The sequence below is a fragment of the Bartonella sp. CL162QHHD genome, assembly GCF_042195435.1.
Lineage (GTDB): Bacteria > Pseudomonadota > Alphaproteobacteria > Rhizobiales > Rhizobiaceae > Bartonella.
Genome location: NZ_JBHIOG010000054.1, coordinates 1 through 23307 on the forward strand (window position 1 = coordinate 1; position 23307 = coordinate 23307).

At 35.8% G+C, this 23307-nt stretch carries 20 protein-coding genes, 1 tRNA gene and 4 pseudogenes; 10 read left to right on the forward strand and 15 right to left on the reverse strand.

Annotation, left to right across the window (positions count from 1 at the left end):
• The first annotated feature begins 1047 nt into the window (after positions 1–1047).
• From ACFILD_RS04940 to ilvC, 3 genes are all read left to right on the forward strand, one after another.
• A complete protein-coding gene (locus ACFILD_RS04940; RefSeq protein ID WP_273790749.1) occupies positions 1048–2169 on the forward strand; it encodes an ATP-dependent RecD-like DNA helicase in 1122 nt (373 codons plus the stop codon).
• Between the two features lie 85 nt (positions 2170–2254).
• Positions 2255–2989 (forward strand): pyridoxine 5'-phosphate synthase, encoded by a 735-nt coding sequence (locus ACFILD_RS04945; RefSeq protein ID WP_273790748.1) that lies wholly within the window; start codon positions 2255–2257, stop codon positions 2987–2989.
• Between the two features lie 1074 nt (positions 2990–4063).
• Positions 4064–5083, forward strand: a complete 1020-nt coding sequence (gene ilvC / locus ACFILD_RS04950; protein ID WP_375631483.1) for a ketol-acid reductoisomerase — start codon at positions 4064–4066, stop codon at positions 5081–5083.
• 114 nt (positions 5084–5197) lie between these two features.
• Here ilvC and ACFILD_RS04955 read toward each other — a convergent pair whose 3' ends face one another.
• The 4 genes from ACFILD_RS04955 to ACFILD_RS04970 all read right to left on the reverse strand — a co-directional run bounded on the left by ACFILD_RS04955 (position 5198) and on the right by ACFILD_RS04970 (position 11039).
• The gene (locus ACFILD_RS04955; protein ID WP_273790746.1) at positions 5198–6589 is read right to left on the reverse strand and encodes an amino acid permease; all 1392 of its coding nucleotides are present in this window, start codon (positions 6587–6589) and stop codon (positions 5198–5200) included.
• Between the two features lie 1015 nt (positions 6590–7604).
• On the reverse strand, positions 7605–9005 hold the full coding sequence (locus tag ACFILD_RS04960) for an amino acid permease (RefSeq protein ID WP_273791432.1): 1401 nt from the start codon (positions 9003–9005) through the stop codon (positions 7605–7607).
• A 795-nt stretch (positions 9006–9800) separates the two neighbouring features.
• Positions 9801–10280: a LysE family translocator gene (locus ACFILD_RS04965; RefSeq protein WP_375643589.1), complete on the reverse strand. Its 480-nt coding sequence runs from the start codon at positions 10278–10280 to the stop codon at positions 9801–9803.
• Between the two features lie 150 nt (positions 10281–10430).
• Positions 10431–11039: a fumarylacetoacetate hydrolase family protein gene (locus ACFILD_RS04970; protein WP_375612032.1), complete on the reverse strand. Its 609-nt coding sequence runs from the start codon at positions 11037–11039 to the stop codon at positions 10431–10433.
• Positions 11040–11572: 533 nt separating this feature from the next.
• Here ACFILD_RS04970 and ACFILD_RS04975 point away from each other — a divergent pair.
• The 4 genes from ACFILD_RS04975 to ACFILD_RS04990 all read left to right on the forward strand — a co-directional run bounded on the left by ACFILD_RS04975 (position 11573) and on the right by ACFILD_RS04990 (position 13375).
• On the forward strand, positions 11573–11860 hold the full coding sequence (locus tag ACFILD_RS04975) for a DEAD/DEAH box helicase family protein (protein ID WP_375660026.1): 288 nt from the start codon (positions 11573–11575) through the stop codon (positions 11858–11860).
• A gap of 89 nt (positions 11861–11949) precedes the next feature.
• Complete coding sequence (locus tag ACFILD_RS04980) at positions 11950–12105, forward strand: hypothetical protein (protein ID WP_375664844.1); 156 nt, start codon at positions 11950–11952, stop codon at positions 12103–12105.
• Positions 12106–12110: 5 nt separating this feature from the next.
• Complete coding sequence (locus ACFILD_RS04985) at positions 12111–13190, forward strand: hypothetical protein (protein WP_375664845.1); 1080 nt, start codon at positions 12111–12113, stop codon at positions 13188–13190.
• Positions 13187–13375, forward strand: coding sequence for a hypothetical protein (locus ACFILD_RS04990; RefSeq protein WP_375637778.1), 189 nt, complete (start codon positions 13187–13189; stop codon positions 13373–13375). The genes ACFILD_RS04985 and ACFILD_RS04990 overlap by 4 nt, the downstream gene beginning before the upstream one ends.
• A gap of 244 nt (positions 13376–13619) precedes the next feature.
• Here the strand turns inward: ACFILD_RS04990 and ACFILD_RS04995 are convergent.
• The 11 genes and pseudogenes from ACFILD_RS04995 to ACFILD_RS05045 all read right to left on the reverse strand — a co-directional run bounded on the left by ACFILD_RS04995 (position 13620) and on the right by ACFILD_RS05045 (position 18342).
• Positions 13620–14295, reverse strand: a pseudogene (locus ACFILD_RS04995) (phage antirepressor KilAC domain-containing protein).
• Positions 14296–14727: 432 nt separating this feature from the next.
• A pseudogene (locus ACFILD_RS05000) lies at positions 14728–15269 on the reverse strand (hypothetical protein).
• 3 nt (positions 15270–15272) lie between these two features.
• Positions 15273–15593 (reverse strand): hypothetical protein, encoded by a 321-nt coding sequence (locus ACFILD_RS05005; RefSeq protein WP_375657560.1) that lies wholly within the window; start codon positions 15591–15593, stop codon positions 15273–15275.
• A 166-nt stretch (positions 15594–15759) separates the two neighbouring features.
• Positions 15760–16091 (reverse strand): annotated as a pseudogene (locus tag ACFILD_RS05010) (type II toxin-antitoxin system PemK/MazF family toxin).
• A complete protein-coding gene (locus ACFILD_RS05015) occupies positions 16091–16219 on the reverse strand; it encodes a hypothetical protein (RefSeq protein ID WP_375664846.1) in 129 nt (42 codons plus the stop codon). Before ACFILD_RS05015 ends, ACFILD_RS05010 begins: the two are co-directional and overlap by 1 nt.
• A 6-nt stretch (positions 16220–16225) precedes the next feature.
• Positions 16226–16348 (reverse strand): hypothetical protein, encoded by a 123-nt coding sequence (locus ACFILD_RS05020; protein WP_375664847.1) that lies wholly within the window; start codon positions 16346–16348, stop codon positions 16226–16228.
• A 126-nt stretch (positions 16349–16474) separates the two neighbouring features.
• A pseudogene (locus tag ACFILD_RS05025) lies at positions 16475–16788 on the reverse strand (hypothetical protein).
• Positions 16789–16958: 170 nt separating this feature from the next.
• On the reverse strand, positions 16959–17288 hold the full coding sequence (locus ACFILD_RS05030) for a hypothetical protein (RefSeq protein WP_375664848.1): 330 nt from the start codon (positions 17286–17288) through the stop codon (positions 16959–16961).
• A 30-nt stretch (positions 17289–17318) separates the two neighbouring features.
• A complete protein-coding gene (locus ACFILD_RS05035; RefSeq protein ID WP_273791439.1) occupies positions 17319–17549 on the reverse strand; it encodes a hypothetical protein in 231 nt (76 codons plus the stop codon).
• On the reverse strand, positions 17546–17707 hold the full coding sequence (locus tag ACFILD_RS05040) for a hypothetical protein (RefSeq protein WP_342753378.1): 162 nt from the start codon (positions 17705–17707) through the stop codon (positions 17546–17548). The genes ACFILD_RS05035 and ACFILD_RS05040 overlap by 4 nt, the downstream gene beginning before the upstream one ends.
• 549 nt (positions 17708–18256) lie before the next feature.
• Positions 18257–18342, reverse strand: a tRNA-Leu gene (locus tag ACFILD_RS05045).
• A gap of 146 nt (positions 18343–18488) precedes the next feature.
• Between ACFILD_RS05045 and ilvA the strand changes: the two genes are divergently transcribed.
• The 3 genes from ilvA to ACFILD_RS05060 all read left to right on the forward strand — a co-directional run bounded on the left by ilvA (position 18489) and on the right by ACFILD_RS05060 (position 22005).
• A complete protein-coding gene (gene ilvA / locus ACFILD_RS05050; RefSeq protein WP_273791440.1) occupies positions 18489–19766 on the forward strand; it encodes a threonine ammonia-lyase IlvA in 1278 nt (425 codons plus the stop codon).
• Positions 19767–19801: 35 nt separating this feature from the next.
• On the forward strand, positions 19802–20332 hold the full coding sequence (locus ACFILD_RS05055) for a hypothetical protein (RefSeq protein WP_375631485.1): 531 nt from the start codon (positions 19802–19804) through the stop codon (positions 20330–20332).
• Between the two features lie 290 nt (positions 20333–20622).
• Positions 20623–22005: a DEAD/DEAH box helicase gene (locus ACFILD_RS05060; protein WP_273791441.1), complete on the forward strand. Its 1383-nt coding sequence runs from the start codon at positions 20623–20625 to the stop codon at positions 22003–22005.
• The last annotated feature ends 1302 nt before the right edge of the window (positions 22006–23307 follow it).

Consider the following 23307-nt stretch of genomic DNA (forward strand, 5'->3'; position numbering starts at 1 on the left):
CGAAGCGCAAAGAAAAGAAAATGCTACTGTTGTAGACAAATGTTAGAAAATCCTATTCCCTAACTTTTATTTACGCGTCCCGTACTTTAAAAAAGATATATAAAATCAATTATCTATATAGATAAAAAGAGGTCTTGTTATTTCTAGCAATAAGAATAGCATTAATCAGTTAGTTTTTATAAACTTTAAAACATTGCGACAAAAAGAAAAAGTTTGACTCAGTCGATGGAGAATTGCGCTTTTCTCATATTCTAGAGGACGAACCTGAAGTGCTACGCTGGACATGAAACCATGTCCCAGTTTTCTTATAATAGACTACCAAGAAGGCCATACTTACGAACCATATTTTATTGTTGAAACAGAAAAAGTTCCATATTTATGCGAGATAAAGCGTGCTTCATATAAGCGTGATGTCTCTCTTTATTCGTTGAGATATAACATATTTGTAGCATGAAGAGTAAATTTATTAAAATCATGATAAGAGGGAAATAGGAACCTTATAGGTGTATCATCATAGGATTAAGTCGTTTTGTTGAGAGCTATTTCTATTTTTGCCAAAAGGTTTTTGATATATTTATTATTATTTCGTAATAGTGGATGTACTTTATTTTTTATGTGCAAGAAAGCTGATTGATTGTGTAAAATAGCGTTCAAAAATTACATTATTCTTATCCTGTTAAGGACATTTTTTCTAGTGAGGGTTTTGCAATTGCAATGCTCTTTTTCTCATTCTAAATTTTGGGGTTAGAAAAAGCGTATAGAGGTGTTATTTTAAATTTAAGATATGCATCTTCCATTGTTGGTGTTACTGTTGTAAAAAATGATATTTTATTTGATACGCATAAAGTGTTACCAAGAAGATCGATGTATAGATAAAATTTAGATTGTTACAATATCTTGAAAAAGCAATGGGTAAATAATTGATAATTGTGCTACGAAAGTTGTTAGATGGGCGTGTATCAGCAATTCTTAATAAAAAATTTTTTCTTGATAGTCGTTTTTTTTCAAAATACTGCTCTTTTTATGCAAATCTTATGTTGGTAAGCTATGCAGTTTTCACGGGAACAGGATAATGCATTGAAGGCTGTTGCCGCGTGGTTGAAGGAAGGGCGTTCTCCTCTTTTTCGCCTTTTTGGCTATGCGGGGACGGGTAAGACGACGCTTGCGCGCTATTTTGCAGAAACAGTTGATGGTTCTGTTCAGTTTGCTGCTTTTACAGGGAAGGCGGCGCAGGTTTTACGTTCTAAAGGTGCAAGCAATGCTTGTACGATTCATTCGCTGATTTATTGTCCACGTGGTGAAGAGGAAGTTTCCGATGAAATAACAGGAAAAAAGTCTATCGCTCCAACATTTACATTAAATCGAAGAAGTGCTGCTGCACAAGCTAAACTCATTATTGTTGATGAGTGTTCGATGGTCGATGAAAAATTGGCGCGTGATTTAATGAGTTTTCGGACGCCAATTCTTGTTCTTGGTGATCCAGGCCAATTGCCTCCTATATCAGGTGGAGGATTTTTTTCCAGTGGAGAACCAGATTTTCTTCTTTCAGAAATTCATCGGCAAGCGCGAGATAATCCGATTATACGTCTTGCTATGGACGTGCGTGAAGGACGCGATATTGCTTATGGTGACTATGGAGAAGCTTGTGTTGTTACACGTAAAGAGGTCAATCAACAATTGGTTTTGGATGCTGATCAGGTATTGGTGGGGGTTAATCGTACGCGCTACCTTTATAATCAGCGTTTGCGTGTGTTAAAAGAATTTACAGCAGATTATCCGCAAGCAGGAGATAAGCTGGTGTGTTTGCGAAATGATCCTATTAAAGGTTTGTTGAATGGCTCTTTATGGAAGGTGATGACTTCACAGAAGGAGACAGTTAAACCGAGTATTAATCTTCTTGTTAAACCAGAAGAAAGTGAGCGTGGGGTAGCAAAGATTAAACTTTTAAAAGCAGCGTTTGAAAACCCTGATCAAGAAATTTCATGGCAATTAAAAAAGCGATATGATGATTTTGATTATGGGTATGCATTAACGGTTCATAAGGCGCAAGGTTCTCAATGGAATAATGTCGTTTTGTTTGATGAAAGTTTTGCATTTCGTGATATGTATGCGCGCTGGCTTTATACGGGAATTACGCGCGCAGCAGAACGTTTAATGATTGTTCGATAGAAAAAAATATGTATATCATCTAAGTTTCAGATGGAAAATGCCTTTTTTCTATCTTGTTACACACTATAAAAAAATGGAAATGGGCATGGCGGTAAAACTTTCGGTTAATCTTAATGCTGTTGCTGTTTTGCGTAATCGACGTAATCTTCCGTGGCCAAGTATAACGAATATTGGGCATATAGCGCTTGCTGCTGGAGCAGCAGGTTTGACGGTTCATCCACGCCCTGATGAAAGGCATATTCGTTTTGCGGATTTGCCAGATATATACTGTTTAATCAAGAACGCTTTTCCTACAGCTGAGTTTAATATTGAAGGTTATCCCAGTGATCAATTTTTAGATATCGCTGAAAACTACGCGGATCAGATTACCCTTGTTCCTGATGATCCAGATCAGTCAACGTCTGATCATGGTTGGAATTTTGCTCATGATGCAGAATTTTTAGCACCTATTATTCAGAATTTAAAAAAAAGAAAGATTCGTGTATCCCTTTTTGCTAACCCTACTGTCGATGGTCTTGATATTGCTAAAGCAATGGGTGCTGATCGTGTGGAATTTTACACGGGACCTTACGGTGGTGCATTTCAGGACAAAATAAAACAAGTTCAAGAGCTCAATAAACTTGTTTTAGCAGCAAGAAGAGCAAAAGAGTTGCAGTTAGGTATGAATGCAGGGCATGATCTGACAATTATGAATCTTCCTGCTCTTGTCAAAAAGATTCCTTGGCTTGATGAAGTTTCTATTGGCCATGGGCTTATTGCTGATGCGTTGGAGTATGGAATGCATGAGACTGTTCAGCGTTTTATCCGATTATTATCGTAATCTTTTTTTCTCTATAAAAATTGGAAGAGAAATTTTTATAGAGGTTTGTCAATTTATCTTAAAAAACAATTTTATACATGTTTGAGATAAGTAGCACTATTAGCATACATTATAAAATATTCTATTTTCCTCTGTTTATTGGTAGCTTTCTATTTTTTGTGTTTTTTAGGGTATGAAATGCTTTTTGATATACCATCCATTATGAGGAAATTTTACCAAATCTACTTACTATAATTTCTTTGAAGGGAGAAGAAATAGGGTTTTGAAAGTATTTCCATTATAAAGGAGTGCGTAGGATTTTAATGGATCAATACACAAATTTTCTTGATATTTGAGCTCATTTTCGGGTTATCTGTAAATAGTATAACGTAAAATCTCCTTATGAGTAAGCTTAATGCAATAGGAGCTGTTAAATAGAATGATGATATCGACTTGTAGCTTTATGAAGTAAAGAGAGTGGTGTGCAATAAATCTTAGACTATTATAGGGGATTCTTGAAAAGGGCTCGAGCATATTAAAATTTTTTTATAAGGCGCCATAAATGGATAACATAATGGCCGTATGGGGGTGTTCTTTTTTGCGTGAGAAGCGTGGATATTAAAGAACGTAAAAAGTAAAAACATCCTCTCTATTATTCTAAAGATATTGTTGTATATGCTTTTGAAGGTTGTATTAAAACAATACTTGTTATTTTGTAATTTTTCTTGCTATCCATATTGATTTGGTTCATGTTAAAAATTGTATATTGTATCTTAATTTTTAGAATATAGCGTTTTGTTGCACGATAGAAGAGTAGAATATTAGCTAAATTTTCTTTAGAAATCTTATTTTGTGTAATTATTATTTTTGTAGAATAGCAGTTGAAGTTATTTGGGGATCTGTATATGTTTTAGGAATGTTTGGGGATTACAGTTTTTTCTATGCAATATGTAAACTTTAAAATTATTCAATTGCTGTGTTTTTATAAGCGGTGTTTTTTGTCTTTATAAGTGTGTGATGCACTAAAGATAATGTCTCTTATTTAATAAAAATAATCTGAAATCCAGTTTAAATAGAGAAAGAAGGAATTTTTTTATGCGTGTTTATTATGATCGTGATGCGGATGTTAATCTCATTAAAGGGAAAAAAGTAGCCATTGTTGGTTATGGTTCTCAAGGGCGTGCGCACGCTTTAAACTTGAAAGATTCCGGTGTTAAAAATGTGCAAATAGCTTTGCGTTCAGGGTCGGAAACAGTTAAAAAGGCTATGGCCGATGGTTTTGAAGTGGTGAGTGTTGCTGAAGCAGCAAAATGGGCAGATCTCATCATGATGGCAACACCAGATGAATTGCAAGCTGATATTTATAAGGAACATATTCATGATCATTTACGCGACGGGGCAGCAATTGCTTTTGCTCATGGTTTAAGTATTCATTTTGGCTTGATTGAACCTAAAAAAAACGTTGATATTGTGATGATTGCTCCTAAAGGTCCAGGTCATACAGTTCGTAATGAATACCAACGGGGTTGTGGTGTTCCTTGTTTAATAGCGGTGGCGCAAGATGCTTCAGGACATGCACATAATGTAGCATTGTCTTATGCATGTGGACTTGGTGGTGGACGTGCTGGGGTGATTGAAACAACATTTAAAGAAGAGTGCGAAACTGATCTTTTTGGTGAACAAGCGGTTCTTTGTGGTGGTCTTGTTGAATTGATTCGAGCAGGTTATGAAACACTAACGGAAGCAGGTTATGCACCGGAAATGGCTTATTTTGAGTGTTTGCATGAGGTTAAACTAATTGTTGATCTCATGTATGAAGGGGGCATTGCAAATATGAATTATTCGATTTCTAATACAGCTGAATGGGGTGAATATATGTCTGGTCCACGTGTGATTACGGATAAAACCAGAGCAGAAATGAAACGTATATTGAAAGATATTCAAACGGGTAAATTTACATCGAATTGGATTCAAGAATATAAAGCTGGTGCTGCTCATTTTAAAAGTATGCGGCGTTTAAATGATAATCATCCTATTGAAGAAGTTGGTAAAAAACTTCGTTCTATGATGCCTTGGATAAAATCGAATGCTTTGGTTGATAAAGAGCGTAATTGAAGATTCTACAGAGATATTTTGTCAATAGCTTTTATAATTTTATAGATAAATATCAAAAAAGGGTAACTTTAGTTACCCTTTTTTATATGTTTTTTGTAATATAAGCTTTATTTTTTAATTTTTTGCATAATTCTTTTTCCCAAAAAGAAAGTATACAATTCCTAAAAATATGAACCATGCTGGAGTGTATTTTAAAGCTATGGCAGTGTCAGCTTCTAATGACAGTAAATAGATAATGAATGCAAAGAAAACAAGAAGCGCCCAACACATAACAACACCTCCTGGCATTTTATAAGGAGAGACAGTATGCTGGAGAGGACGATTGCGGCGATAGATGATATAGCTGATCAAAATGATAGACCATACAAATATAAACAAAGTTGCGGCAATTGTCGTAACAATTGTAAAAGCAGCTATGAGTGTTTGAGATAACGATACGACGGCATAACCAAATAAGATGCATATACATGAAAAGAATAATGCGTTGGCTGGAACGTGGTTACGAGAAAGTTTTCCTAAAAATTTAGGAGCACCTTTTTGTGTTGCTAGCCCATATATCATACGGCTGGTAGAAAAAATTCCACTATTTGCTGAAGATGCGGCAGCTGTGAGGACAACAAAGTTCATCAAACCTGCAGCAGTTGGAATACCAATAAGTGCATACATTGTTACAAATGGGCTTTTTTCTGGACTGATTTGATCCCACGGCGTCACAGACATAATCACAAGAAGAGAGAATATATAAAAGAATACAATGCGGATTGGTATTGAATTAACAGCCTGTGGTAAAGCTTTTTGAGGCTCTTTTACTTCAGCAGCAGCTGTTCCAGCGAGTTCAATGCCAACAAAAGCAAAAATAACAATTTGAAATCCAGCAAAAAAGCCTGTAATTCCTCGCGGAAAAATATTCCCACCGTTCCATATATGGCTAAGAGAAGCAACCGTACCGTTTGGAGAGACAAAACCGGTAAAGATCATATAAAATCCTACAACGATTAGGACTAGAATTGCTACGATTTTGATAAAACCAAACCAAAACTCAAGTTCGCCAAATAGTTTTACGGCGACGAGGTTAAGAATTAAAAAGGACATAAGACCAATTATAACAGGAATCCACGGATTGAGCTCAGGCCACCAAAAGTGTGTGTAAGTGACAATAGCAATAATTTCAGCAGTTCCAGTGACAATCCAACACAACCAATATGTCCAGCCGATAAAGAATCCGGCACATGGCCCTAGAAGATCGGTTGAGAAGTCAATAAAAGATCGGTATTGTGTATTAGAAAGCAATAACTCTCCCATAGCACGCATGACAAAGTATAGAGCACAACCAATAATTGCATAAACGAGTAGAATTGAGGGGCCTGCTACACTGATTGTTTTTCCTGATCCCATGAAGAGACCTGTTCCAATCGCTCCACCAAGGGCTATAAGTTGTATGTGTCGGTTATGTAGTCCACGTTGCAATTTCTTCTTAGGTTTTTTTTCTAAATTTTGTTTGTTCATTTTTGGGGAGTTCTCCTTAGTTATTTTTAAATAAAAATTACCCTAAAAAAGGTAATTCCTTCTATCGGAACACGCTATGGTTAAGGAGTAAAGGAATTTTTTTCTATGACTATATGTGAATAAAGCAAAAACATTATTAACTAATGGAATAATTATTTTATATATAAGAAACAAAAGATAAATTGTATTATATTTTTTTGATTTTTTATGTTTTATACATAAGTTATATATATAATATATAATATAATTTATATTATATATTATTATTATTTGTATATAAATAATAATTTATATTTATGTATATTTATTTATAGTAATTTATTGTATAAATATCTTTATATTTAAAATTATTTATTAATGTAGATTTTTATATATAGAAAAATATAAATAAAATTGTAAATTTATTAAATATAAAACTTTATATATAAAGAAAATAAGTTTAAGTAGTTAAACTATTATTTAAAATATGAAAAAACATATTTAAAATTTATCTTTAAGTATTTATATTTAAAATTTATTACAAATAGAAAAATATTTTCATAGAATCTTTTTTTATTGCAGATAGCTATTAAGATATATTCTGTTTAGAGCTATATTTTTAATTTTGATAAAAAATTGAATATAAATTTTTTTTGGGGGGGAAGTTTTAGATAAAATCTCATGTTTTATTAGTAAACAATGTCAGTGAAGTTTATAGAGAATTCTTTACAGAATAGCTCGTTCTTATCCTATTATACAGTAAAGTACTGTTGTGTAGAGTAGTGATATAAAGCATATAACATTTTACACATTAAGTATTTTTAGAATGGGTGGTGAGTGTTCAGGGCAGGGCTAGCCCATAGAGCCTTATGTAGGTGAACCATATAAATGATCAGCAGCATTCCCCCTTAATAAGCCGGATTGTTTACAAACCGGTGCCGGTAGGAATCGTCGTTTTTTGATGTTTGGGGAGGAGGTTAAGTAGAAAAAGGGTAATTAAAATTACCCTTTTTTGAGATGTTTTTATGTATAGACTTTATTTGTTACCTTGAGTTATTTTTTTCTTTACAAACATAAAATACATTATACCCAAGAAAACAAACCAGAATATACTATATTTTAAGGCTAGTAGAGTATCAGCTTCTAATGTCAACAAATAGAGCATGAAAACAAAGAAAACTAAAATTATCCCACACATGACAACACCTCCTGGCATTTTATAAATGGATTCAGCGTGTAGATGAGGGCGATTGCGACGATACACAATATAGCTAATCAAAATTACAGACCATACGAATAAAAATGCAATAGCTGAAATGCTTGTCACAATTGTAAAAGCACTTATGAGGCTTGGAGAGAGTGAGGCAATTGTATACCCTATTAAAATACATAAACAGGAAAAGAATAGAGCATTGGCTGGAACATGGTATCTGGAAAGTTTACCTAAAATTGGAGGGGCACCTTTTTGTGTTGCAAGCCCATATATCATACGGCTGGTAGAAAAAATACCACTATTTGCTGAAGAGGCAGCTGAGGTGATAACGACAAAGTTTACCAAGCCAGCAGCTATCGGAATGCCTGCAAGCCAAAACATCGAGACAAAGGGGCTTTTATCTGGAACAATTTGATCCCAAGGTGTGACAGACATAATTACAGCGAGAGAAAAAATGTAAAAGAGTACAATACGGACCGGTATTGCATTAATTGCTTTGGGGAGAACTTTTTTAGGTTCTTTTACTTCAGCAGCGGTTGTTCCAGCAATTTCTATACCAACAAAAGAAAAAATGGCAATTTGAAATCCAGCAAAAAAACCTGTCATTCCTCGCGGAAAGATATTGCCATCGTTCCATACGTGATTGAGAGAAGCAACCGTACCATTGGGAGAGGTAAAGCCCGTAACGATCATATAAAATCCCACAACAATTAATGCTAAAATTGCGACGACTTTGATAAGACCAAACCAGAATTCAAGTTCACCGAATAGTTTCACGGCAAAGAGGTTAAAGATTAAAAAGACACTAATGCAGGTAAAAACGGTAAACCATGGATTGAGTGTTGGCCACCAAAAGTTCATATAAGTGATGATGGCAATAATGTCAGCAGCTCCAGTTACAACCCAGCTCAACCAATAGCTCCAGCCAACAAAGAAAGCTATTCCCGGTCCTAGCATATCGGTTGAAAAATCAATAAGAGATCGGTATTGTGAATTAGAAAGCAACAATTCTCCCATAGCACGCATGACAAAGTATAGAGCAAAACCGATAATAGCATAAACGAGTATGATGGAAGGACCTGCTACACTAATTGTTTTTCCTGCCCCCATGAAGAGACCTGTTCCAATAGCACCACCAATGGCTATAAGTTGTACATGTCGGTTGTGTAGTCCACGCTGCAACTTATTCTGAGAATTATCTTTTAAATTTTGTTTGTAGCTCATTTTTTGGGGGTTCCCTTTAATTATTTTGAGATTAAATTACACTAAAAAAGCATTATTTCGTATCGAAGCATGATATAAATGAGGTGTAAAGGAAAAAAACGTTTTTTATGATTTTGTGTGGATAAAGAAAAGAATATGTTTTAGGAATATGCTTTTGAAAAAAGAGAATGTTGTCCTCTTAAATAACGTAACAGATATTTGAATAGGGAGCTTTTTTTGTTATTAATAACAAATAAATTGTTCATTAAAAGACGTGGGGCTTTTAAAATTATTTCAGAAAGTTGTCAGGAGTTTTTATAATTTTTTGAAACTTATTATTTGTAATCAGTGCATTATTTATTATTATTCATAATGGTGAGAGTTTTACTTTTTGCTCAAATAGCACTCGAGAGTTCTCATCTTAGTTTAAGAAACAATTTTTAATGGAAAATTAAAATGATTTTTAAAATCATTTTTTTGTTTGTATGGTGCTATCATAAATCAAAAAGTTACTTTTGTTTCATAAACGAAAAGAGGAATATCATAGCTTATTTTTTTAAAAGTGATGAATAAGGATTTTGTTTAGATATTGGTAACATTTTATAAAATGTTGCGAGAAACTCACATTGTTTACACAAAGTTTACACAAACGTCCTTGAGAGTATGATAAAGAAATGCAACGTAATTCAGTTATATAAAGAAAAAAAGAACTGGGGATTGTATAAGCTCTGTTAGAGATTGAGCTATTCATAGTGAGAGACAGAATCAGGAAAAGATTGCTCTATTAACTTTACAATTTGTTATCAAAAGATAAAACTATCCAAAGAAAATGAAAAAAGAAAACAGAGATAAAACTGTTCCTGTCGCAATGTTAATCGAGCCTTTTACTCGCTGCTTTTTTAAGGCGGTACTGGCAAATGATATAAAAATGGTCATTAAAGTAAACCATGCAAAGATGTTGAAAGAATGTATTGTGACAAGTTCAAAACCTTTTTTAATGCTACCTCCAGAAGCTAAGAATTTTGGAAAAGCTGCTATGTAAAATATAGATACTTTGGGGTTTAGTATTTGTGTCAGAAAACCGTCCATATAGCTGGTTAAAAGCTTTGTTTCACTCGTAGCATGCTTTTCATTCGTTGAACTTCTTTCTTTTGAATTTAAGCTGTGTATTCCAGATTTAATTGATTTAAAGCCCATGTATAATAAATAGCTGCTACCTATGAGTTTTACTAAAAAAAACAGCGTTTTGTTGTTGAGAATGAGCGCTGATACACCTAGGTGTGGAAAATGCCCCATGCACATATGTTGCTGTACACAATCCTAAAACGTTTACAAATGCGTTCTTTCTTCCCAATCTCGTTGCATTATCGATGATAAGGGCCATATTCGGCCCCGGTGAGATGACTAAAAAAAATGAAACAATGAAAAAGGTCAGTATTTGATGATTCATTTTACTTTTAGCTCTGAAATTAATTGATTTTCGAGATACAATTCTATTCTGTCAAACTGAGAAAGTTTTCCGACACCCTGTGGAGTGCCTGTGTATATGAGATCACCACGTCTTAGCTGAATGTAGTGACTTAAAAATGAGATTATCTTCTCAAAGTTAAAGATCATATTTTTCGTATTGCCAACTTGTCTTGTTTCGCCATTTAACTTCATTGCAAAGGTTATTGGGTTGTTTATTTTTTCCTTGTTTATGAAGTCAGAGACGTATGCGGCGCCTTTAAATCCTTTCGATAAAAGCCAAGGAAGCTTTTTTTCTTTCAGTTTTGTTTGCAAATCCCGCGCTGTGAGATCAAGACCTATTGCTACGGCATCATAGCATTCTTCTGCTTCTTCCTCCATGATCATGAAAGCGTCCTTTGAGATTTTGAGCACAATTTCGGTTTCAAAATGTATTTCTTTGGAAAAATTAGGGAGATAAATTTCATTGCCTAAAACGAGTGAACTTTTTGGCTTGCTAAAGATAACGGGTTCATCTTCAACAACATTACCTAGTTCATGAACATGTTCAACATAATTGTATCCAACACAGTAGATGTCATTTATCATGGGAGCCCTCCAAATTTTTCATTTTCTCTTTGTATAGGCAAGAGAAAACTTTGCAAACAACATTTTTTCTTATATCGCGTTTTGCGTTTTCTGAAAAAGAAGCATTGTGTGGGTTGATGACTAACCATGATGACAGTTCTTCGCATTGGCTCTCTTTTGAAGAGTGCCCAATCTTATAGTCTTTGAGATTATTTTAATTTTGATTGCCAATTTCCTGAAATGATTTTATTACTTAAAGAGTGATTTTGGTCGTCTACGCAGCGATCAGTAGGGGTTGAAAGCCCTAAAGTTCGATCATAAATGAGCCCACTCTGTGGGTGTCTCGGAATTATGGGATATTTTTCTATGTCTAGGTGCGATGAGCACTAAAAGTAAAAAAAAGCTCACTCGAACTCAGTACTTTCAGGCTCTCGGAATACTAATGCGAGGGTGCTCGCACTCAGCGGGGGGAGCTTAAGAGTGAAAAGCAAAAGGCTACATTTTAACGACATTTCTATAGGCAAAAAATTCGCTTTCAAAGAACAATGCTGGGAATGTCGCAAAAGCAATTAGGGCATCAATTAGGGGTAACTTTTCAACAAATCCAAAAGTATGAGAAAGTCTCTAAGGGTTTAAAAGAAGCAGACCGTGGCAAACTTATTGTGGCATGTGGAACGGAGAAGATTTTTACCATCTTTAAGATAGCAGAACAAATAACTAGAACTGGCAAGCGTGTTTTGTTTTTCGTGCCTTCCCTAGCTTTGATGTCACAAACGATAAGAGAATGGACACGCTATACAGAAGTGCCGTTTCGTTCCTTTGCGGTGTATTCTGATACATAAGTTGGCAAGCATCGAAAAACAAAGATGCTGTTGTCGAACTTGATGTTTCAGATCTTGCTCTATCAGCTATCAACTGATGTTCAAAAGCTTTGAAAAAAACAAATAAAGTCTTAGCGAATGCAATGACCGTGGTGTTTGCTACTTACCAATTAATCCAAGTGATTGCGGATGCGCAAAAGAAATACGGTTTACCAGAATTTGATCTGATCATTTGTGAAGCAGTACAGGCTAAGGCAGTAAGGTAGAACCTTTGGTTGTAGAAGCCAAGGAAGTAGCTGAGACTGCGAAGTCGACAGCGGAAGAAGCGAAGAGTGTTGCGGAGCAAGCAAAGGAAGAAGCTGATACGACGAAGCAAGGGCTTGGAGAGGTCAAGAGTTCATTAGACACGGTGACAGCAACGACAAATTCTGCGAATACAGCCGCCTCTGAGGCAAAAGTGTTAGCAGAAGAAGCAAAGAGTGCATTGACAGAAGTTCAAGAGAAGGCACAGAGGAACAGTGACAGTCTTTCTGAACTTCAAAGTAAGGTAGGTTCTCTTTCCACTAATTTTTTAGAGAATGTGCGTTTTAATCAACCTGACAGAATTCTGGAAGCCGATTCACACAATAGAAAAGGTCTTGTGATCAATGCAGGGGCGTGTTTTCGCTTTTATCGTGGCGGTGAGAATGGGGATAGGTCCATCTTTTACCGCATTCCAGTGCGTGGAAGTGCGTCTTTTGAAGAATATATTGAAGCAGGAAAGGATTATTATATATATATCGTCCTAAAAGATCAGACGAATGAGATAGCCCTTAAGCTTTCGCAAAATCCGACGGCTCCTGATGGCTATACAGAGGATAATTCTCAAAAGATTGGCGGATTTCATACGCTTTGTGCGGATGTTGGTGAGATTGAAGGTCATCTCTTATCGGGTTATCAAGCAGGGGATATTTTGCCTAATTCTGTTTGGTGTTTAAATCACCGTCCACGTAGTGACCCAGAGGGAATGGTTTACAATCCGTGGCATAATATTTGGGTTGATATTTATCTTCAATCAGGGACAGGTGTAAATGCAAAGTCGGCATATGGTGTTCCGATTACGACCAATCGTAGCTATGCAGATCATGCCTTTGATTTTTGGTCTGTTAATAAGAGATTTTTGACGAGTGATGAGTTCTCGCCAAGTATGTATGGAAGTAATCAAGCAACCAGTATTGTCGGCAATCAAGCGCCTTCTCTTAAGACGTCTGGAGGACACGTTGATACAAACAATAGACGGATGATTTCGCATATCGGTTGTGAGGATGGTGCGGTTATGTTTGGCAATATTTGTCTGGTTGTTATCCAGTGACTAAATGGCATACAGGGGAGCAAGGAAGCAGTTTACGTGTAGACATAAATGTTATGTTGGGAGGAGGCGATTGGACTGGTGGCTCTAACAATGATCATCTTGTACGGAATTTTGCGCATTCTCGTTATGTAGAAGATGAAAAAATAGGCGCCCGTGGATGTAGCGAGCCACTTTATTATAATTAGCGCGAGATTGATTAGAACATCATTTTATCCAGCCCCACTTTTGTGGGGCTTTTTTTATGGAGCGTCAGATGAGAAAGATATCGAAAGAAGGATTGGCACTTCATCTTGAAGTTTTAAAATCAAAGCTTTTTCTACTAAACTCATGATGTCAACCAGAGCAGTACAATCTTATCACTCATATTTTCATGTCTAGAAAATTGAGATAATGCCATCCATAAATCGCATAAGAAGTTAGTATTTACCTTCATTGCACACCTCCATGGATTCGTTCTCTCAAACATGCCAATCCTTTAGGTGTGATTTTTGTTGAAGGCAGCACCTTTTCTGTTCCATCCGGTTTTTGAATGGTGATGGCAGAACAGTCTATGAAGCCTTTTTTGATTTTATCCTGATTAAGGTAACAATGGACCACTCGGAGCACGTCGATACACCCAATCATTTTTACGCAAGTAATCTGTTAAATCCTTTGGTCTTATCTCCAACATCTTCGCGGCTTCAATCAAACCAAACAAACCATCAGAGCGTTTTAAGCCTTCTAAAGCTTTTGCTTTTAGTGCTAATTCTGAAATAACATGGTCTTTCTGCTCAATTTGATTTTGTAGATGATTTAAGGCGCCAAGTAATACTTCGGGTTTGGAGTAATCAATTTGTGGAATAGCTACTTGTCTTTCCAACTCTTTCCAACGGTCAATTATCTTTGCTCGTAAGGCAGTGCTGTAACTAGAAACAAGAATTAAGCATTCACGCTTTGGCAGGTTATAACAAGGGCGGCTTTCACCTTTGTTATCAAGGTAGTGCCCACCAAAATCAACCTCCTCAAATTTGAGGGCGTTAAGTTCTTCAAGCGTTTTCTTGATGTCACGCATAATATTGTCATGCCTTTTGCCACATAATTCAGTAATTTTAATAATGGTATTCATAAAGAATTCTTAGATGTTAGACGTTCCTTAATGACATTCTAAAAGAGTGCTGGGCGCTAAAAAACACGGCATCTAGTCCGTCGTTACGCCTTTCCCCGAAGGGTGTTATATGGCATCACCATACCCGACAAAGCTATTATATGCATGTAGCAACAATGAGTTAAGTGTACAATGTACAGTCAAATTGAAAATTCTGTCGCTAGCGATAGTTCGCACTAGTCTGCCCGCAACGAAGCCAACCCGCTGGGAAGTACATTTTGCATTGATTTTATTGACTTTTTTATGAAAAAAACAAAGCATAAGTGATAATCTGTTTTTAAAATTGCAATAAGAATATGTAATTCCTAAACTCATAAGGATATGGAATATATAGATAAAGTTTAAGAACATAATCTAGCTTTTCTTGTTGGCAGCGTATTCATGATGAGCAAGTTAGTTCTGTATATTGGCAATTAATCTCTCATTGGCTTTTTTACAATAGCACTTGCAATCTCTGTCTTTGACATGACCTCAGAAGTTGAGGGTCCCTCTTGTTTTGCAATGGGGAATTGATCTCCATCCGCTCTTTGAAAAACATTACCATTCAGCTTTTTTAACTCAACACGCTTTGGAAAACTCTCACCTTTGATAAAAGCATGGGGTAAGATTTGTTTTTTTTCAAACAGTTGTGTAAGTCACGCCACGTTTTGTTCTTTTACTTTAAAAAATTTAAGAGGTATCGGTGTTCCAGAACCAATGATATCTGTCTCAAGAAACCTTGCTGTTGCCTTTTCTTTAATATAAACACCTCTTCTTATACGCTTTATTTGGGCTGATGAGATGTCTGCAACTTGCTTTTCAGTAAAGCGTTCAACTTGTTTTGCTGCAGTGTTTAGAGCATTACGCAGAGCCCAATTAAGGCGTGGTGCTTGAAGGTTTGTGAAGGTATCTTTTACCTGTTGAAGATACCATTTTTGGTGGATGATTAACTTCAACTTCTAAGCCTTTTTTGGGGTAGGTGTTGATGACTTAGAAGCTTTAGATGCTTTTGGCTGTTCGAGTGGAATTTCCTCTGTCACTGGTTCAGACGATGTTTGTACGGCTTCTTGTTTTATCTGCTTAATTTGTTCAACTGTCTTGTCTGTTTTTGCTGTTGTCTTGACTCCAATAAAAGGTTTTACAGCATTAGCGCGCTTGAGACGTGCGTAGACTTGATTGGAAACTTCAACAAATGGATTATTGGGTGTTGATGGTTCAAATCGAACAGTGCTTTTATTGTCGCCAACAACACACATTGGCTTAGTGATGACAGCTTTCATTATGGCTCCTTTTGAGTCATAATTAATGACATCATTAGTCAATTATTGATTTTTATTCTGTGAAAAATTGATTAGCCGATTGTCAACAGAAAAAATCATGATCTTATGCTTTTTTACTTTTTACCTAAAGTTGGTGTTTTTAAACATAAAAAAGTGTAGAAAAAATTCAAGTAAGAAATGTTGATAACCTTGCTAAGACTTCATCCATAATTATATATGGAATAGTTTCCATTCTTTTTCCATTACGCGCTACTATATCTAAAGCACGCGGTTGGTCGCAGCGTATCACACCTGTTGTATGCAGCTCTGTTCCCACCAATGAAATAGCAAAATCTGCTGTTCTAGCAAAATTTTCTCCACTCGTAATGGGCAAAACAATGGGTGTTTTGTTAAACGATTAAACGCCTCCGGTGATACAATCAGTACAGGACGCGTTCCTTTTTTCTCATAAACAGAAGTTGGGTCAAGCGATACAAACCAAATTTCACCTCGCTTCATTACAAGAGCTCTCTACCAGCAGGTTTAGCATCAAACCACTCTACATCTTTATCCGCAAAATCATCTGAAGGATTACATTGGGCTAACAATTCTTCAAGAGTGTAATTTTGCGATATCTGTGGTTTCACAACCAATTATCCATTGTCAATAGCCAAACCCACTTGCATATTTTCAGTAAGATGAAGAACATCAATCAATACAGGCGGTATAGAGAGTATAATTGATCCTCCAACTTTACGTAATTTTGTTGTGTGCATAAAACGCCCTCTCTAATATTATATAAAAATATAACATAAAGCCCATGATTCAATAGCTTTTTATGCTTTTGTGTAAAATGTTTAAGAAGCGCATTTAGAGCAATACGCAATATACTCTGAATAAAGTCAATATTTTTTTATCTCTCTGCTTATCTCGTCTATAAGAGGTTCGTAATTGAGAACGTTTTTCGGAATAGTACCACCCTAAACCCATGCTTTTACTTGCGCTTTGGTACTAAAATCCGCATTCTTAGGTGTTTTGTAATACTGACCACCATCAAACTTTGCACACTCTCTTGTGCCGTCTTCATATTCGTAGAGGTTGTAAAAATACTCCTCTGCTCCGTCCCCCCATAGTGCATATCCAGTGCCGTTGCAGCAAATCTCTTTCGCATGGGCTGTTTACGGTTTTTTAAGAATAGATGTTTTAAAATGAACATGCTTTAATCCTAATTTTACAAATTTGTCTATTTGCCTCAAATTTGATCGTACAGAGCGTTTTATATGATAGGTTTTTATCATAAAATCTTTAAATTGCTCTGTACGGTGCCATTTTGTCGATTTAAATGCACATCCAATCACAAAATGATCAGCAATTTTCACTAGTTTACTAACCTGCAATGTTTTTCAATGTTCCCCCAAGACCATTTAAAATCCCTTCAAGCTTTTGCTTTTCAACCAACGTGAGTGGTCTTGAATTCTCTCTCATTGCCTTTTCTTTCAGCCTTTTTTCACGGGTGTTCAAAACAGCCTTGCGTACTAGATTGGCTTTCGTCAAAAGACTATTTTCCAAATCACGACATAATCTTACGAATTCACGAGTGCTTGGAAAAAACGTATCCGATAAACCTTCTAACTCATCGCATAAAGTCCGTTTAACCGTTTTTATCAGTGACCACGCAGAAACACTTTCCAAAATCATTCCATAGGTAAGCGCCATACCTTCATGATCTGCCTGTTGCGAAATTTTTCAACCACACGAAAGCATCCGAATTGCTTTAGCTATGTCCTTTTTGCTCGCTTTTATTGAAAACAATTCGTGAAGTTGATCACAAGCATCTAAGGCAATCGTTTCCTGCTGTTGTGTCAATGCACGGCCACTCTTCAAAACCAAAGGAAACTCCGGAGCTATCATCTCGTGAATGTGTTTTAAAGTGACCTCGAGACCCGATATCAAGGGTGCTGTCTGAGATGCGTTCACCAACGCTTTTTTGCCTTTGAGAGTGATTTTCCATAGTTTTTTCCTTTTCCTAAATCCTCGATAGCTTTTTGCACCCAATTGCGCCACGTTGCTTTCCAATCCGTTTTGCGTGCATCCTTGCGTGCTCTAGATTTCCAATAATCTCGAAATTTTGCCATTTCGACTTTCACACGCTTTGGAGGCAAACCCTCTTCAATTGCGAAATCATAAACAGATTCGAAATCATCAGGGATACGACAGCCACGGTCATTTCTAACCCATTTCGCTTTTCTTCATATTATCTTACTCCTGTTAAGAGTGTGAATGTGCTGCTGGTGTTGGAAAAATATTAGGATTGATGATAAGGCGTTTGTTAGATGCAAATGACCTTGAAGAAGAGCTTAAGCATTACAAATCAGTTACAACAGAAGCTAAGCGAATTTTACCAAGCTCTGTTGTGAAAGCTGCTTAACGTTAAAAACACGACTCATTTCTTCATCCTCAAGGATGAGGAGATCAAGATTAACTGCCTCTCCATCCTAAAAGACAAGGAGGAGGTCAACGTGCTAAAAAGGTACCTCAAAAAGCAGCAATGATTCGTATTTTAGTACTATCTCAATACCATCTGATAGCGTTATGATAGGGTTTTAAAAGGTGGTTTAGAAGGTGGTTTAATTTTTTCTAATTTCTAATAAATTACTGAAAAATAAGGGGAAATCCACATATCGTGGTGCGGACGGCGGGACTTGAACCCGCAAGGTCTTCGACCGGCAGATTTTAAGTCTGCTATGTTTACCGTTTTCATCACGTCCGCGATGTGAGTTCTCTCATAAGCTATATCTTTTATTGAATCAAGAATTAATGACAAAAGAAACATTTTTCATTTTTTAGTGAAATTTTGACTGACAATAGTTTTCTTTATCGATAGAAAAAGCTTTTATAATGTAAATAAAGCGTGAAATGATTAGTGTTATGAGTCAATTTATTCAAGACGTCACAAAAGCTATGGTGGGATTGCATCACGTGTTTGCTGAAACACCACTTCAAAGAAATGATTTTCTTAGTCAAAAGTATGATGCAGAAATTTATTTAAAGCGTGAAGATTTAACACCGGTGCGGTCTTATAAGATTCGTGGTGCTTTCAATTTTGTTTCAGAAATGCTTAGCTGTATATCACCAGATTCTGCATTTGTTTGCGCTTCAGCGGGGAATCACGCGCAAGGGGTTTCTTTTGTTTGTCGTTATTTTAAACGTAAAGGCGTGATTTTCATGCCCATGACAACGCCACAACAAAAAATTGAAAAAACACGTATTTTTGGTAAAGAATTCATTGATATTCGTTTGATTGGTGAAACATTTGATCAATGTTATGAAGCTGCGCAATCCTTTGTCGTGGAGAGCGGTGGTGTAATGGCTCCACCTTTCGATGATATTCGCATTATTACAGGGCAGGCAACAGTGCTTTGTGAAGCTGCTTTACAATGGAAAAAACTCAATGGAGAAAGTGAGCCAGATTTGATGATTGTGCCGGTAGGGGGCGGTGGTTTGGCAAGTGGAGTGAGCAAGTTTTTACATGAATATGGTTGGAAAACAAAGATTCGTTTTGTTGAGCCGCAAAGAGCTGCAAGTTTGCTTGCTTGTTTGGAGAGTGGAAAACGCGTTAAGCTTGAAAGCATTGACACTTTTGTAGATGGTGCTGCTGTGGCTGAAATTGGTGCACTAAACTATACAATTCTAAAGAAATTTCCTGCTGATTCTGTCATTACGGTTCCTGAAAACCGCGTTTGTTCTACGATGGTTGAAATGCTTAATGTGGAAGGTGTGGTTCTTGAACCGGCTGGTGCTTTATCGATTGATGCGCTTAACAGTATTCCTCCTCAAGAGTTAAAGGGGAAAAAAATTCTTCTCGTTATTTCAGGAGGTAATTTTGATTTTGAGCGTTTGCCAGAAATTAAAGAGCGTTCTTTACGTTTCCAAGGGTTGAGAAAATATTTTATTTTTAGTTTTCCGCAACATCCTGGTGCATTGCGTCATTTTCTTTCCACATTATCACCAGATGATGATATTGTGCGTTTTGAATATCTTAAAAAATCAGCGAGAAACTTTGGTTCTGTATTGGTTGCGATTGAAACAAAAAAATACGGTAATTTTTGTCTTTTAGAGGAAAAATTTCAAACGTTAGGTTGGCGTTATCGTGATATTACTGATGATCAAACGTTATTTGATTTTGTTATTTGAGAAACTGAAATTTTACTAAAACAAGAAGTATAATGATGAAACCTATTTTTTATTCGGTGCTGAGTCTATTTTTCTTTTTGATTGTTAATCAACAGAGTTTAGCATCTCAGCCAACGATAGTACAAAAAGCTGAACTTTCAAGAGTCGTTGTTGATGTCAATAATGCTATAAAAAATGGGGATTTTATGCCTATTTCTCGTTATATGCCTGAGCGGCTTTATAAAGAGATGGCACATCGATTGAATACAACAGAGAGTGCTTTACGTAGTGATTTTCTTCAACAGTTGCATAGGAAATTTGAGGGTTTGCCTTCTGGTGCTTATTATTTAGATAAAGAAAATATAGAGTATTTACAAACTGATAATGGTACTTTGTATGCTTTAATTCCAACAGTTCTTGATATGAAGGATCGCATCATTCAATATAAAACTTTGGCGATTTTTGATAAAAACCAATGGTATTTAATTTATGGCGGTCAAAAAACTTTACAAAATCCAGTTTTTCTCGAGATTTATCCTGATTTTATCAAGGTACATTTACCGATAGACACAATCATCAAAAAGTAAACGATCTAAATATTGTTTTTATTCATGATAAATGTATTTCGTAAAGTTCTTGCTTTTTTATCATAATCCAAAGATAATAGAGATGAAGGCATTTAGGCTGGTTTGTTGGCTTTTTGTAAAGTGAAGTTTATACGCCTTTATCTTGATTTCAAGGTGTTCATAAGTTGCGCAAGCCGCTTTTTAGGCGTTGCTTCATTTAAAATGTCAGGGATTTCTCTTGCGCGGATTCTTGAGTGAAGAGTTCAGATGGTTACTTCTTTTGAGTTCTTCAGCTAAGGAAAGATTTTATTTTGCCTATAAAAGAAGAAAATGTTTTTACAAAGTTAGGTTTACCTACTCTTTTGATTAAAAATTTACTCATTGCTGGGATGAGTAAACCTAAACCTATACAAGAACAAGCTATTCCAGTGATGTTGAAAGGACACGATATTTTAGGTGTTGCTCAGACAGGCTCTGGAAAAACCTTGGCATTTGGTTTACCTATTTTAAGTCAGATTTTGGCTTTGGGTGATAAACGCTGTCCTAAAACTGCACGTGCTTTGATTTTAGCTCCAACGCGTGAACTTGCTGTTCAGATTGATGAAACGATCCGTACTGTGGCGAAAGGAGCACATCTTTCAACATGTCTTATTTTTGGGGGCGTATCACGTTTAAAACAAATTAAACGTATGGAAGCAGGTGTGGATGTTTTGATAGCGACTCCAGGGCGTTTGAGAGATCTTGTTCGTGAAAAGTGTGTTGATCTTTCCCAATCTCGTTTTTTGATTTTGGATGAAGCAGATCGTATGTTGGATATGGGGTTTATTCATGATGTTAAGCAAATTGCAAAGCTTTTGCATCAAGAGCGTCAGACAGCACTCTTTTCTGCAACAATGCCGAGGGAAATTGCTGTGCTTGCAAAATGTTTACTCAATGATCCGGTTAAAATTGAAGTTGTTCCTCAAGGTACTACGGCTGTAGAGATTTGCCAAAAATTATATTGTGTTCCTACGAATGAAAAAAAGAATGTTTTAAGTAAACTTTTGACAAATCCAGCTTTTGATTCGGTTATTGTTTTTACTCGAACTAAACATGGGGCAGATGCTGTCACACGTAGTTTAGAAAAGATAGGATATTTAGTCGCAACAATTCATGGAAATAAATCACAAGGTGCTCGCCAGTCTGCTTTAAAAGCTTTTCGTGAAAGATCTGTGCAGATCCTAGTGGCAACAGATATTGCTGCACGCGGTATTGATATACCAGGGATAAGTCACGTTATTAATTACGACTTACCAGATGAAGCTGAAAGTTATGTACATCGTATTGGTCGTACAGGACGTAATGGCGCATCTGGTGTAGCACTTACGCTTTTTGATGAGAAGATAGAAAGGTCCCGCTTGCGTGCTATAGAGCGCTTGATTCGTATGAAATTGGTGGCTGAGGCTGTTCCAGAACAATTTGCAGCGTTTCCAGAAAAGCCAATTGTGCGAGAAAGTAAAGAAAACGAAAACGATAAGGAACGCCGTTTTAAAAAATCTAAACGTCAAAAACAGTTTTTAGGTCGAAAAGATGATACCGCACAGTTGCAGCGGAAGAATTCTTCACCTCAAAATGAGAGGCATAAAAAAGCAAAAGCGGTGGCAAAGCGTGCAAAGACTTTTCGTTTTCGGAAATCAGTTAAGAAGGCTGCTTAGATAAAGTCTTGAAAAAAGATCATGTACAGGAGATTTTTTACTTTTGTTGATTTATTCTCAATTGAAAAGAGCTATAAAATACTCTTGTCAAAGTAAGAAGACCCTTTAGAGGTTTTTATTTTTTAGAAATGAAAACCTCTAACTGTTTGGATTTATTTGAAAATCTTTAAAAAATCATTATTGTAAGAGGCAATTATTTATTTGCTTTATTCCCATTTTTTAAAATGGGAATAAAAGTAGATTTTATTTATATAAAATTATTTTTATATAGGATGTGTTTTATCTTTAATGATGACTTTTAATTTTAAAAATTGATGTCTAATAATAACTCACTGTTTTATATATTGAATAGTTCATTATATCGTAAAATTTTTTTCATTTTGAAGCTATTTATGCGGATCAATCAAAAGTATTCACTTGCACGTTATATGTGAAATTATTGTATAAATGGACATTTGAGAAATAAATAAAATGATTCTTATAAACTCTTTCAAAGGCAAGGGGGGTTGCTAAGATTGAGAGTTGGAAAATAGTATGATGGTATGGCTTTTATTATAAATAAAGATGGGGCTGATCAATCGATTTCATTTTTACCATTTACGGGAGTCACTGTGAAAGAGACTTGGGGGATTTAAGAGATATCTCTTTAAAAAAGCGTGTGACTGCATAATACAATAGCGAGAATGTCATGATTTCTGAAGGCTTTCTCAGGATTCTCAACAATTTAGCTCGTTATCTTTGTTTTTACTGTAAAACACTATTAGTTTGGGAGGATATAAAGTCTACAAAACTTTATGCATTAAATTTTTTATGACAGTGTGATGAATATCCAAGGTAAGGTTGTTTGTAAAGCGTTGAAGTGGTTAGCAGGAGGAACAACCTGTTAGATAAGACGTCGGAGTGTTTACAGACTTGTTTTATGTTTTTTGCTTTTAGGATGGGGAGGAGGTTATGTGGGGTGTATGGAGATAATATATGACCTTGATTGTTGTTTCTTTCATTTTTCAAAATGATTGCTTCATGAGCAGGCTTTTAAGTTTAATTCCTTTATTGAGTACAAATCATTCTTTCTTTGGAAAAAAATATATGAGAGCGATTCATTGCTGATGGAGCTTAATAATTCATCTCTGATGAAAGAAATCGTAATTTATAATATGCAAATAATTGCTGTGTTCTCTTATAAAGGCGCGGTAGTTTGAAAAAAGTAATCTTATTTGTGCTATTTTAAAATGAATCAATTGCTTTTTGCGCTCATTGCAAAAAATACATCCGGTAGGATATTGCGTTTCTACTTTATTGCAA